This is a genomic window from Streptomyces chilikensis (assembly GCF_001642695.1).
GTDB lineage: Bacteria > Actinomycetota > Actinomycetes > Streptomycetales > Streptomycetaceae > Streptomyces > Streptomyces chilikensis.
Genome location: NZ_LWCC02000005.1, coordinates 50,119 through 63,311, shown reverse-complemented (window position 1 = coordinate 63,311; position 13,193 = coordinate 50,119). Strand labels below are relative to the sequence as shown.

10 protein-coding genes are annotated in these 13,193 nt (G+C 72.4%); 6 read left to right on the top strand and 4 right to left on the bottom strand.

The window, feature by feature from the left end; translation table 11 throughout:
* The first annotated feature begins 63 nt into the window (after positions 1–63).
* The 4 genes from A2U95_RS00400 (at position 64) to A2U95_RS00385 (ending at position 6,701) form a co-directional block, all read left to right on the top strand.
* The gene (locus tag A2U95_RS00400; RefSeq protein WP_166020260.1) at positions 64–1,125 is read left to right on the top strand and encodes an ABC transporter permease; all 1,062 of its coding nucleotides are present in this window, start codon (positions 64–66) and stop codon (positions 1,123–1,125) included.
* 239 nt (positions 1,126–1,364) lie between these two features.
* Positions 1,365–4,226: a PQQ-dependent sugar dehydrogenase gene (locus tag A2U95_RS00395; RefSeq protein ID WP_166020259.1), complete on the top strand. Its 2,862-nt coding sequence runs from the start codon at positions 1,365–1,367 to the stop codon at positions 4,224–4,226.
* 16 nt (positions 4,227–4,242) lie between these two features.
* Positions 4,243–6,012, top strand: a complete 1,770-nt coding sequence (locus A2U95_RS00390) for a ThuA domain-containing protein (protein WP_166020258.1) — start codon at positions 4,243–4,245, stop codon at positions 6,010–6,012.
* A gap of 155 nt (positions 6,013–6,167) precedes the next feature.
* Positions 6,168–6,701, top strand: a complete 534-nt coding sequence (locus A2U95_RS00385) for a 2'-5' RNA ligase family protein (protein WP_166020257.1) — start codon at positions 6,168–6,170, stop codon at positions 6,699–6,701.
* Between the two features lie 91 nt (positions 6,702–6,792).
* Here A2U95_RS00385 and A2U95_RS00380 read toward each other — a convergent pair whose 3' ends face one another.
* Positions 6,793–7,452: a TetR/AcrR family transcriptional regulator gene (locus A2U95_RS00380; RefSeq protein WP_166020256.1), complete on the bottom strand. Its 660-nt coding sequence runs from the start codon at positions 7,450–7,452 to the stop codon at positions 6,793–6,795.
* A gap of 197 nt (positions 7,453–7,649) precedes the next feature.
* Here A2U95_RS00380 and A2U95_RS00375 point away from each other — a divergent pair, with 197 nt between their 5' ends.
* Positions 7,650–8,768 carry a serine hydrolase domain-containing protein gene (locus A2U95_RS00375; RefSeq protein ID WP_166020255.1) on the top strand — a complete coding sequence of 373 codons (1,119 nt, stop codon included), beginning with the start codon at positions 7,650–7,652 and terminating at the stop codon, positions 8,766–8,768.
* Positions 8,769–9,063: 295 nt separating this feature from the next.
* On the opposite strand, the gene A2U95_RS00370 is transcribed toward A2U95_RS00375, so the two are convergent.
* The 3 genes from A2U95_RS00370 to A2U95_RS32300 all read right to left on the bottom strand — a co-directional run bounded on the left by A2U95_RS00370 (position 9,064) and on the right by A2U95_RS32300 (position 12,288).
* Positions 9,064–10,890 carry a glycoside hydrolase family 3 protein gene (locus A2U95_RS00370; RefSeq protein WP_166020254.1) on the bottom strand — a complete coding sequence of 609 codons (1,827 nt, stop codon included), beginning with the start codon at positions 10,888–10,890 and terminating at the stop codon, positions 9,064–9,066.
* 245 nt (positions 10,891–11,135) lie between these two features.
* Entirely contained in the window at positions 11,136–11,573 is a 438-nt protein-coding gene (locus A2U95_RS00365; protein ID WP_166020253.1) for a DoxX family protein, read from the bottom strand.
* Positions 11,574–11,712: 139 nt separating this feature from the next.
* Complete coding sequence (locus tag A2U95_RS32300; RefSeq protein ID WP_166020252.1) at positions 11,713–12,288, bottom strand: NADPH-dependent F420 reductase; 576 nt, start codon at positions 12,286–12,288, stop codon at positions 11,713–11,715.
* A gap of 93 nt (positions 12,289–12,381) precedes the next feature.
* Between A2U95_RS32300 and A2U95_RS00355 the strand changes: the two genes are divergently transcribed.
* Positions 12,382–12,900, top strand: a complete 519-nt coding sequence (locus A2U95_RS00355; protein ID WP_166020251.1) for a MarR family winged helix-turn-helix transcriptional regulator — start codon at positions 12,382–12,384, stop codon at positions 12,898–12,900.
* Positions 12,901–13,193 lie beyond the last annotated feature (293 nt).

The following is a 13,193-nucleotide window of genomic DNA, read 5'->3' as shown; positions in this document are numbered from 1 at the left end:
TGCGCGTCACGGGGGGCGGCGCTTTTGATGCCCTCCAGGCGTTCTTGTGGAAATGTCCTGACCATGGCCGACACGTCCCCTGGAGCCGACGCCCGGCCGCCGACGCGTGGCCGGCGGTGGTCCGAGCTGCGGCAGTCGCCGCTGACCCCCGCCGTCGTGCTGACGCTCATCCTGGCGGCCGCGGCCGGTCTCTTCGCCGGTTCGTACACCTTCGCCATGGCCGATCCGACGCCGCGCTCGATCCCCGTGGCCGTGGTCGGCTCGTACGAGCGGGCCCGGGGGCAGGCATTCCTGGACGGCCTGGAGGAGGCGCTGAACGCGTCCGTGAAGGTGCACCGGTACGACAGCGCGGCCGGTGCCCGTGAGGCCATGGACGAGCAGAAGATCTTCGCGGTCTTCGACATCCGTGACGACGGGAGGACCGTGGCCCTCGACCTGTCGGGCGCCTCCGGGGCCTCGGTCGCGGAAGTGCTCGCCGACACGGCGCCGGCCGTGGGGAGGGAGACGGGCGTCGAGGTCACCGTCCGCGACCTCAACCCGCTGCAGGAGGGCGACCCGCGCGGGCTGGCGATCTTCTACATCTCGCTGGCCGCCGTCGTCATCGGCTTCCTCGGGGCGATCCAGCTCAGTGTGCACGCACGGGCCCTGACGCCCCTGGAACGTGTGGCGTTCACCCTCGCCTACGCGCTGCTCGGCGGATTCGCCGTCGCCGCGACCGTGGACTGGCTGCTCGGCGCGCTCGACCTGCCGTTCGTGGAGTCGTGGCTGATCCTGGCGCTCACCCTGTTCGCCGCCGGAATGGTCTTCACCATGTTCAACACCCTGGTCGGACGCTGGGCGATGCTGCCGACGTGGGGGCTGATGATCCTCCTGGGCAACCCCTCGTCCGGCGGCGCGGTGTCCTGGCCGCTGCTGCCGTCCCCGCTGGGCGAGATCGGCAAGTGGCTGCCGCCCGGCGCCTCGGTCAACGCACAGCACACGGCGGTGTACTTCCGGGGGCACCAGCACGCGTTCCCGTTCCTGGTGCTGGGTGGGTGGGCCCTGCTGTCGTGCGCGGTCTTCTGGATCTGGCGGCACCGGCATCCCGGCGGCCGCGAACGCCGCCCGGAGCCCGCCGGCTCCTGACGGCCCCGCGTCCCGCCCTCCGGGCCGGGCCGCGGGGGCCTCACTTTGTCTTGCCGCGGGAAAAAGTATCGAGATCCCCCGCGCTTCGGGTTACGGGATGCGGCAAAGCCCGCTAGCTTCCTTGTAATGAGCCGGTCACGGAACAGGGGCGACCGGTCGAGGCGCGACGGCGCGCGCCTGTGCTCCTCGTGGCAGCCCGCTCGGGCCTGCCGTCATCCCACTTCCCTGGGGAGAACTCTGTGCGCACAAGACCGCTCGGACACCGACGCGTCCGCCTGCTGTTAACCGCGGCGGCCGGCGTCCTCGCACATCTGCTGACCACGTCCCCGGCCGTGGCCCAGCCCGACGGCCCGGGCGACCGGGGCCGTGCCCGGACCACGGCCGCGGCCGAGGACTTCCAGCAGGTCACGCTCGCCAAGGGCGTCGCCGAGACCGGCGAGCCCATGACGCTGGCGGTGCTGCCGGACCGTTCGGTCCTGCACACCTCCCGCGACGGCACGCTCCGGCTGACCAACGCCGCGGGCACCACCTCCGTCGCGGGCAGGCTGGACGTCTACAGCCACGACGAGGAAGGCCTGCAGGGCGTCGCCGCCGACCCCGGCTTCGCGTCCAACCGGCACGTCTACCTCTACTACGCCCCCCGGCTCACCACACCGGCCGGTGACGCCCCGTCCGACGGGACGGCGGCGGACTTCACTCCCTTCGACGGCGTCAACAGGCTGTCCCGCTTCGTCCTCAGGACCGACGGGACGCTCGACCTCACCAGCGAGAAGAAGATCCTCGACGTGCCCGCCTCCCGCGGCACCTGCTGCCACGTCGGCGGCGACATCGACTTCGACGCCCAGGGCAACCTGTACCTCTCGACCGGTGACGACACCAACCCCTTCGCCTCGGACGGCTTCACCCCGATCGACGAGCGGGCCTCCCGCAACCCGGCCTACGACGCGCAGCGCTCCTCGGGCAACACCAACGACCTGCGCGGCAAGGTCCTGCGCATCAAGGTCAACGCGGACGGTTCGTACACGATCCCGAACGGCAACCTCTTCCCGCCCGGTACCGCCAGGACCCGGCCGGAGATCTACGCGATGGGCTTCCGCAACCCGTTCCGGATGAGCGTCGACAAGGCGACGGGCGTCGTCCACCTCGGGGACTACGGTCCCGACTCCGGCACCGCGAACCCGGCGAGGGGCCCGGAGGGCCAGGTCGAGTTCAACCGCATCACCGAAGCCGGCAACTACGGGTGGCCGTACTGCACGGGCAAGAACGACGCCTACACGGACCACAACTTCGCCACCGGCGCCTCGGGGGCCGCGTTCGACTGCGCGGCACCGAAGAACAACTCGCCGAGGAACACCGGCCTGACCGACCTGCCGCCGGCCAGGCCCGCCTGGATCGCCTACAACGGCGACTCCGTCCCGGAGTTCGGCGGCGGCTCGGAATCACCCATGGGCGGCCCGGTGTACCGGTACGACGCGAACTCCACCTCCGAGGTCAAGTTCCCCCAGGAATGGGACGGCGACTTCTTCGCCGGTGAGTTCGGCCGGAGGTGGATCAAGCGCATCGAGACCGGCAGCGGCGGCACCGTGCAGTCGATCAACTCCTTCCCCTGGACCGGCACCCAGGTGATGGACATGGCCTTCGGCCCCGACGGCGCCCTGTACGTCCTCGACTACGGCACCGGCTACTTCAGCGGTGACGCGAACTCCGCCCTGTACCGCATCGAGCACGTCACCGGCGGCCGCGCGCCGATCGCCCAGGCGAAGGCGAACGTCACCTCCGGGAAGGCGCCCCTGACCGTCTCGTTCTCCTCCGCCGGCAGCTCCGATCCCGACGGCGACGCCCTCAGCCACTCCTGGACCTTCGGCGACGGCGCCACCTCCACGGCCGCCGACCCGTCCCACACCTACGGCGCCGACGGCCAGTACACGGCGACGCTGAAGGTGACGGACGCGACCGGGAAGTCCGCCACGGCGTCCGTCCAGGTCACGGTGGGCAACACCGCGCCGACGGTCAGGCTCGACCTGCCCGCGGACGGGAGCATCCACGACTTCGGTGACGCCATCCCCTACAAGGTGACGGTGACCGATCCCGAGGACGGCGCGATCGACTGCTCCAGGGTCAAGGTCACCTTCATCGTCGGACACGACAGCCACGGCCATCCGCAGACCTCGGCCACGGGGTGCGAGGGGCGGCTCCAGACCCTCGCCGACGGCGAACACGACCCCAACGCCAACATCTTCGGCGTCGTCGACGCCGAGTACACCGACAAGGGCGCCGGCGGCCAGCCCGCGCTGACCGCCCACGACCAGCACATCACCCAGCCCTCCCACCGGCAGGCCGAGCACCACTCCGACTCCGCCGGGGTCCAGGTCGTCAACCACACGCCCGCCCACGGCGGCAGGACCGTCGGCCACATCGAGAACGGGGACTGGATCTCCTTCAAGCCCTACGCCCTCGGCAACGCCACCCGGTTCTCCGCACGCGTCTCCTCCGCGGGCGCCGGCGGCACCATCGAGGTGCGGGCCGGATCCCCGACGGGCACCCTGCTCGGCACCGCCACCGTGCCGGTCACGGGAGGCTGGGAGACCTTCCAGGACGTCACGGCCGGCCTGAGCGGCGGGCCCGCCGGCACGACCTCCCTCCACCTCGTCTTCAAGGGCGGCAGCGGCTCCCTGTTCGACGTGGACGAGTTCTCCTTCACCACCTCCGGCGACCCGGCCCGCTCGGGTGAGGTGAAGGGGGTGAACGGCAAGTGCCTGGACGTCGACGGGGCGCGGACGGCGGACGGCACGAAGGTGCAGATCTGGACGTGCAACGGCACCGCCGCGCAGCGGTGGACGGTGCCCGGTGACGGTACGGTGCGGGCGCTGGGCAAGTGCCTGGACGTGTCGGGCGGCGGCAGCGCCGACGGGACGAGGGTCCAGTTGTGGACGTGCAACGGCACGGGCGCCCAGGCGTGGTCCGCGCAGGCCGACGGCACGGTCCGCAACCCCGCCTCGGGCAAGTGCCTGGACGCCTCCGGCAGCACCTGGAACGACGGCACGGCGGTCCACCTGTGGACCTGCCACGCCAACGCCAACCAGAAGTGGACCCTGCCCTAGAAGGGAGGAACCGACCATGCGCACCATTCCCAGGACGGCCCTCGGTCTGTTCACCGCCGCCGTGCTCTGCCTGGCACCCCAGGCCACCGCACTGCCGGCAGAGGCGGACCACCCCGTCGCGGCACCCCGATCCGTCACCGCGGACACGCGCACCGCCGCCGACCCCGCGTACGAGATCCTGGTCTTCTCCAGGACGGCGGGCTTCCGCCACTCCTCGATCGACGACGGCATATCGGCCCTGCGGGCCCTCGGCGCCGCCAACAACTTCACCGTGGACGCCACCGAGGACGCCCAGGCCTTCACCGGCGGCAACCTCGCCCGGTACGAGGCGGTCGTCTTCCTCTCGACGACCGGCGACGTGCTGAACGCCGCCCAGCAGACCGCCTTCGAGCAGTACATCCAGGGCGGCGGCGGATACGTCGGCATCCACGCCGCCGCCGACACCGAGTACGACTGGCCCTTCTACGAGGGCCTGGCCGGCGCGCTCTTCCGCTCCCACCCGGCCGTCCAGTCCGCCACCGTCGAGGTGGAGGACCGCGCCCACGCCGCCACGGCCCATCTGGGCAGCACCTGGCAGCGCACCGACGAGTGGTACGACTACCGCACCAACCCGCGCACCACCGCCCGTGTCCTGGCCTCCCTCGACGAGTCCAGCTACTCGGGCGGGACCATGTCCGGCGACCACCCCATCGCCTGGTGCAAGGAGTACCAGGGCGGCCGCGCGTTCTACACCGGCGGCGGCCACACCGACGAGTCCTACTCCGAGACCGCGTTCCGGCGGCACATCCTCGGCGGCATCCGCTGGGCGGCCGGGACGACCGACGCCGACTGCCGGCCGGAGACGGGCTACACGTCCCTGTTCGACGGCTCCTCCACCGCCGGCTGGAGCCAGGCCGGTCCCGGCGCGTTCACCCTCGCGGACGGCACCCTCACCTCCACCGGCGGGATGGGGTTGTACTGGTACTCGGCCGAGGAATTCACCGGTGACTACTCCCTCAAGCTCGACTGGAGGATGGCCGGGGACGACAACTCCGGCGTCTTCCTCGGCTTCCCCGCCTCCGGCGACCCCTGGACGGCGGTGGACAACGGCTACGAGATCCAGATCGACGCCACCGACGCGGCCAACCGCACCACCGGCGCCGTCTACGGCTTCCGCTCCGCGGACGTCGCCGCACGGGACGCCGCGCTGAACCCGCCGGGGGAGTGGAACACCTACGAACTGCGGGTGACCGGTGAACGCCTGGAGATCTTCCTCAACGGCCGGAAGATCAACGACTTCACCAACACCGATCCCGCGCGGAGCCTGCGGCAGGGACACATCGGCATCCAGAACCACGGGGAAGGCGACGAGGTGTCCTTCCGCAACATCCGCGTCAAGCACGGCGGGGGGCAGGAACCCGGCCCCCGCTCGGGTGAGGTGAAGGGGGTGAACGGCAAGTGCCTGGACGTCGACGGGGCGCGGACGGCGGACGGCACGAAGGTGCAGATCTGGACGTGCAACGGCACCGCCGCGCAGCGGTGGACGGTGCCCGGTGACGGTACGGTGCGGGCGCTGGGCAAGTGCCTGGACGTGTCGGGCGGCGGCAGCGCCGACGGGACGAGGGTCCAGTTGTGGACGTGCAACGGCACGGGCGCCCAGGCGTGGTCCGCGCAGGCCGACGGCACGGTCCGCAACCCCGCCTCGGGCAAGTGCCTGGACGCCTCCGGCAGCACCTGGAACGACGGCACGGCGGTCCACCTGTGGACCTGCCACGCCAACGCCAACCAGAAGTGGACCCTGCCCTGACCGATCCCGGTGGCGGTGACCCGGCCGCCTCCGCACCGGCGCTTCGTCCCGCTCACGGCGTGAGCGGGACGAAGCGCCCCGCGACGCGCGTCGGACCACTCGCCCGCGCGGTGCCCCGCCCCCTGCCGGACGGGTCCCGCGGGTAGGCTGCGGTGGTGCGCACGGTCGAGGTCCTGCTGGACGAGGCGGCGGACCTGGCGGTCCGGGAGGCATGGCGGCTGCTCGCGGACGCGGGGCTGCCCAGTCAGGCACGCCATCGCTCACCGACCAACAGCCCGCACCTCACCCTGGCCGCCTGCCCGGAGCTGACCTCCCCGATCCGCTGGGAACTCGCCGGGGTGGCCGCCGCCCTGCCGCTGCCGGTCCGGTTCACCGGCGTGATCCGGTTCGAGCGCCCCACCTCGGTGCTGGCCTGGGCACTGGACTGCGACGCCACCCTGGCCGGCCTGCACCGCAGGGTGTGGGAGGCGGTGACGGCGGACAACCCGCTCCAGGACCTCAACCCCTTGCACGCGCCCGGGCGCTGGACCCCGCACGTCACCCTCGGCCGGAGCCGGCGGGCCGGCGCCTTCGCCGACCGGCGCGTCCACGAGCTGCTGCCGGCGCCGCCGCTGTCGGTCCGGCTCACCACCCTGCGCAGCTACGACACCGAGACCGGTGCCCTGGAGATGCTGCACCCCCGTCCCTGACACCGGCGCGCCGGCCTCGCCCGCGGGGCGGCGGGCGGCGCGGGCGAGGGGCGGGCGGGGAGCCGTGGGCCGGAGCCACGCCACCCGTCGGCTAGTCCGAGGGGATCGCGGCCTCGACGTGGGCGAGGTGGGCGGCGAGGATCTCCTCGAACGCGGCCCGGCGGTCGACGCCGAGGGGACGGACGTCACGGGCGAAGTGCGCCAGGGCAGGGAAGACTCCGGGGTCGGCGCCCAGCACCGCGACGCGGAACAGTTCCATCGCCTGTTCCTGCTCCTCGGCGGAGACGGTGCTGACCCCGGCCTCGGAGGCGATCAACGAGGCGATGAGGACCGCGATCCGGTGGTAGCGCGCGGGGATCTCCTCGTCGGGCAGCCCTGACGCCCGCAGAGCTTGCAGCACCTCTTCCATGACCAGCCGGGAACCGGTGCCGCTCGACGCGTAACGCCCCCACACGGCGGCGAGCTGAGGCTGCCGGCCGAAGGCCTCCCGCACGCGCAGGGCCAGGGCCGTGATCCGCTGCTTCCAGTCCCCCTCGGGGCGGTGGCCGTCCATGGCGGCGAGCAGGATCCGGTCGGCCACCGCACGCAGCAACTCCGTCTTGCTGCGGAAGTGGCGGTAGAGGCTGGAGGAGTCGGTGCCGAGCGCCGCGGCGAGCTTGCGCACGCTGAACGACTCGGCGTCGCCCGTGCGCAGCAGCTCCGCCGCCGCGTCCAGGATCTCCTCGGTCGACCAGCGCCTTCGGCCCGTCATCCCACTCCTCTCGCCGGGCCTCAGCCTAACCCATGCGCTTAGCGTTGCACTTGCCGTTGCACGCACCGCGTGCATAATCGGGGCATGAGCGTGCCGAGGGCCCGGCAGCGGGCTGATCGGCGTGACGGTCATGCCCGGTCGCCCAGGCCGGGCCGGTGACGCCCGGCTGCCCCGGGAAGGAAGAAAGGACGCATGCGATGAGGGACCCGCTGAACGCGGCGGAGCTGCGCGCCGCCTTACGGAACGTCCAACGGGCCGGTGTGCCCGGCCTGTTCGCCGAGGTGCGCGACGGCGGCCAGGTCTGGCGCGGTGCCGCCGGGGTCGCCGACGTCACCACCGGTCGCCCCGTCACCGCCGACATGCGGCACCGTGTCGGCAGCATCACCAAGCCCTTCACGGCCGCCGCGGTCCTGCAGCAGGTCGAGTGCGGCCGGATCGGCCTCGACGTGCCGATCGGCCGCTACCTGCCGGAGCTGGTGCCCAAGGACCGCGGGGAGGCGATCACGGTCCGGATGCTGCTCAACCACACCAGCGGCCTCGCCGAGTACCTCCCGTACGCCTACCCCTCCCTCAAGGCGCTGCCCGCCCTCGCGGACACCGATCCGCGGAGCCTGGACGACAACCGGTTCACGCGGTTCCATCCCACCGAGCTGATCGGGATGGGGGTCTCCGCACCCGCCGTCGGCGCCCCGGGCGGCACTCCGGGGCTGTACTCCAACACCAACTACCTGCTCCTGGGCGAACTCCTGGCACGGGTCACCGGTGAGCCGGCCGAGCGGCACATCACCCGCAGCGTCATCGAGCCCGCCGGGCTCCGGGACACCGAACTCCCCTCGGACCCCCACGTCCACGGGCCGCACTCGCAGATCTACGAGGCGTGGTTCGGCATGATCGACCCGCCGCGCGACTACAGCGTCTACGACATGTCCTGGGTGGGAGTGGCGGGTTCGCTGGTGTCGACGGTCGCGGACCTCAACCGCTTCCTCCGCAAGCTGCTGGCCGGCGAGATCGTCCGCCCGTCGTCGCTGGAGCAGATGCAGCGCACCGTCCCGGTCGTCTCCCAGGAAGGGCGGACGATCGACTACGGCCTCGGCCTGCACCCCATGGAGCTCCCCGGCCAGGAGACCTTCTGGGGCCACGGCGGCACGGTCTGGGGCGCCGGAGCGCTGGCCATGGCCCGTGCCGACGGCCGGCGGCAGATGGCCGTCGCGGTGAACCTGCAGAGGTGGAACGGGCTCGGCCCGTCCGGTGAACCGCTGCCCCATCCGATCGACGACGCGCTCGGGGCCTTCCACCGCGTGGCGATGTACGGGTGATCCGTGCCGTGGGCGGCGGGAGGCGGTCCCGTCGCCCGGTCCTGCGCCGCCCGTGGTGCCGGCATGGTGCCGTGCGGCGGATCGGAGGGCGGGTTCCGGCGATGTCCCGCCGGCGGGACGGGGCGTCCCCCGCGGCCGGGCTCGAGGCGCGGCCGGAGGCGCGGTACCGGATCCGGACGGCCCGACACCGCGGCTGCCCGGCACGGCGGACCGGTTCCCCCGGGTGACGCCTCCGGCCCCGGTGCTCGCGAAGGGGGGAGCACCGGGGCCGGAGGACGTGCGGGGACCGTGGGCGTCAGTCGTCGTACGACAGGCCGTGACCGGCGGGGAAGAGGACCGCGGCCGGGTCGTCGGCCCGCTGGACGGGCACGGGCAGCCTGCCCCGCGGCTCGGCCAGGCCGGCGATCACCCGGGCGGCGGCACGCAGTTCGACCTCGGTCCAGCAGTAGGAGGCCAGTGAGGCCGGGACGTCGCCGAGGTGCGCGATGTCGTAGGGGTTGCGCACCGCGAGGTGGACGACGGGGACGCCCGTCGCGAGCAGGCGGGACACCAGGGTGCGCTGGGCGCTGGTGGCGCCGACGTTGTCGGTGGTGACCACCACCGCGTCCCGTCCCTGCGCCGCGGCCACGGCCTCGTCGATCTTCGCCGCGTCGGGTGCCCGGCCGGTGGCGAGGTGGGTGGTGCCGTAGCCCAGTTCGTCGAACGCCTTGGCCAGTTCGGGCACGGTGCTGCGGGTGGCGTCGGTCGGGAAGGCCGGGCCGGCGCCGACCACGAGCAGCTTCCTCTGCCCGCGGCGCAGCGGGAGCGCCCCGCCCTCGTTGACCAGCAGGGTGGTGGTGCGCTCGGCGATCCGGGCCGCGGCGAGCCGGTGCCTGCGGGCGCCGACGACCCGGTCGACCTCCTTCGGGGAGACGTAGGGGCTGCCGCTGAGCAGGCCGACCTTGTCCTTGAGCCGCAGGATGCGCAGGACCGACTCGTCGAGCCGGTCCTCGGTGATCTCCCCGCCGAGGACGGCGGCCAGGACGCCGTTGTAGGCGACGTCGATGTCCGGCGGGAACAGCAGTTGGTCGGCGCCCGCCTTGAGGGCGAGGACGGGCACGCGGTCGTCGCCGTACTTGGTGCGCACGCCGCGCATGTTGAGGGCGTCGGTGACGATCACGCCGTCGAAGCCGAGTTCGCCGCGCAGCACGCCCTGGAGGATCGCGGGCGACAGGGTGGCGGGGTCGTTGCTGGGATCGAGCGCGGGGACCTGCAGGTGCGCCGTCATGATGGAGTCGACGCCGGCGGCGATCGCGGCCTTGAAGGGGGGTGCGTCGACGCGTTCCCACTCCTCGCGGGTGTGGGTGATCACGGGCAGTCCGGTGTGGCTGTCCTCCCCGGTGTCCCCGTGGCCCGGGAAGTGCTTGGCGCAGGCCACGACGCCGGCCTGCTGGTAACCCGTCACCTGGGCCGCCACCATGCGGCCCACCTCGTGGGCGTCGGCGCCGAAGGAGCGGACGTTGATGATGGGGTTGGCGGGATTGACGTTGACGTCCGCGACCGGGGCGAAGTTCTGGTGGATGCCCAGGGCGGCGAGTTCGGAGCCCGAGATCCGGCCGGCGGTGCGCGCGTCGGAGACCGAGCGGCCCGCGCCGAGCGCCATCGCGCCCGGCAGCTGGGTGGCGCCGCTGCCGATGCGGACGTTGGCCCCGTGCTCCTGGTCGATGGAGATCAGGGACGGGACGGGGGTGGGCAGGGCGAGCGAGGCCCGCTGCACACCGTTCGTCAGGTCCGCGACCTGGGCGGGGTCCAGGATGTTGTTCGCCCAGCCGGAGAAGTAGATGACACCGCCGATGTGGTACTTGGCGATGAGCTCGGCCACGGTGCGGACGCCGAGTTCCTTGAGGTTGCGGTCCTGGTCGAACTGGCTGGGAGAGGTCGCCGACGTGCCGTAGAAGTACGGCACGAAGAGCTGGCCGATCTTCGCCTCGACGCTCATCCGGGAGATGATCTTCTTGAGGCGGTCGTCGCGCCGGTGCGCGATCGCGGGGGTGGCCGTCCCGCCCACGACGCCCGCTGCGGTCGCAGCGGCCACGGTCGCGGAGGCGAGGACGGTTCGTCTGGACGGACTCCGGTGCTGCATGGCGGACGTGCCCCTTCCAGCCTTGCTCAGCAAGGGAGTTGGAGGAAACGTGCGGTGCTCCGAACAGCGGGAAACGTAGCCCGCGGATCACGGACGGGGCAAGAGGTCTAGACAAAATAGGTCCAGACAAGTGAGGGCCCGCCGTCGGGCGCCGCGAGGGTGTGGGGGGAAGCCGGCCCGCACGTGTGTGCCGAACCGGCGACCGTCCCACGGCCCGCGCCCCCTGCCCGGAGCGCCCCCGTCCGTCAGGCGCTGACGTGCTGCGCGGTCCGGCGGCGGCCGGTGAGCAGGTGGTCGACGCTGAAGCGCCCGGCGCCGACGGCGGCCAGGGCGAGGGAGGCCGCGCCGAGCACCAGGACGAACTCGTAGCCGCCCGCGTCGACGAAGAGGCCGTTGCCGGCGTGCACGAAGACGAACGCGCCGATCATGTCGACCAGCAGCAGCACCCCCGCGACGGGCACGGCGAGCCCGAGTATGAGCGCGGCGCCGCCGGCGAGCTCCACGACGGCCGCGAACCACGCCGAGGCGGTCGCGGCGGGCACGCCGGCCTGGTCGAAGAAGGCGGCGCTGCCGTCGATGCCGTTGGTGAACAGCTTCTGCCAGCCGTGGGCGAGGAAGACGGCGCCGACGGCGACGCGGGTCACGAGGAGTGCGAGGTCACGGGCGGTGGTGGGAACGGTCATGTCGGATCCTGTCGTGGTGTGGAGGGGCCGGGGACGGCGGGGGCCGCCCCGGCGGAGGTGATGGGCGAGGCCGGCACTCGCGGCGGGGCTCCCGGGCACTCGCGCCGTACGGGTGCCCGGCCGGGTCCGCCGGGGCCGGTCAGCCGGTGACGGCGAACCCGCCGGTCCAGGCGATCTTCTCGCCGGCCGCGAGGGAGAGCTGGAGGAAGCCGAGCGCTTCCAGCTCACGCGCCCGGCGCAGCGACCCGGCGTCGACGGCGCGCAGGCCGCCCGCCGTGACCACCGCGGCCAGCGCCGACTTGGCGTCGGCGTCGTCACCGGCGATCAGCACGGTGACGGGCTGCCCGCCGACGGAGCCCGAGGCCAGGGTCGCCGCGAAGTTGGTGTTGAACGCCTTCAGCACCCGGGAGCGCGGCAGGGCGTCGGCCAGTTCCGCGGCCGCCGAACGATCGGCCGGGACGACCAGGGAGTCGAACGTGGCGAAGTCGACCGGGTTGGTGATGTCGACGACCACCTTGCCGGCGAGCTGTTCACCGCGCTGCGCCACGATGCCGGCCAGCGCGGGGTACGGGACCGCCAGGACGACGATCTCGCCGGTGACCGGCTTGCCGGCGTCCCCCGAGCCGAGCGGTTCGACGGTGTTCCCGCCCTTGCGGACGATGCCGGCGAGGGCCGATCCCATGGTGCCGGTGCCGATGATGCTCACATGTGCCATGACGTCCTCCTCGTGGAATGGTTGTGGCGACAATGGACGAACACCGTCTCCAGCAAACTTGTAGCTACAACCATTCCGGGTGGCGATGTGACCGTGAACACACCTTGGCTCGACCGGCGGCAGCTGCGCGCCTGGATACGTCTGCGCGCGGTACTGGAGCTGCTGCCCGGCACGCTCGACACGCAGCTGCGCAACGACGCCAACCTGACGGAGTTCGAGTACACCGCCCTGGCGATGCTCTCGGAGGCGCCCGACCGGACGCTGCGCATGACCGGTCTGGCCCAACGGACCAACGCCACCCTGCCCCGGCTCTCCCACGTGGTGGCGCGCCTGGAGAAGCGGGGCCTGGTGGAACGCTTCCCGTGTCCGGAGAACCGCCGGGCCACCAACGCCCGGCTCACCCAGGAGGGCTGGGCGAAGGTGCTGCAGGCGGCGCCCGGACACGTCGCCGCCGTCCGCCGCTACGTCATCGACGCGCTCACCGACGAGCAGGTGGATCAGCTCACGGCCATCGGCGACGCCGTCCTCGCCGCCCTGGACCCGTCCGGGAAGGGCGCCGTGCTCTACACCCACTACGACGAGGAACAGGATCCCGGGCAGGGTTCCTACTGATCTTTTCGTAAGTTCGGTGGGTTCGGTAGCCGTGTGGGTGGGAGGCTGTCGGGGTGGCATATCAACCTTCCCCTTCGGTTGCTGGTTCCTCCTTTCCTGCTTTGTCGCGGCCTCAGTTGGCGGAGGCGCGTCGCGTTCGGGCAGTCGAGTTGTTCGAGGGCGGCGTCTCGAACGTGGAGATCGCGAGGGCGGTGGGGTGTGTGCCGAGAGTGTGCGGCGTTGGTGGCGGGTGTGGGAGCAGGCGGTGCTTCGGCCTTGCGGCGCCGGGCAGCCACCGGACGCCCACCCAAGCT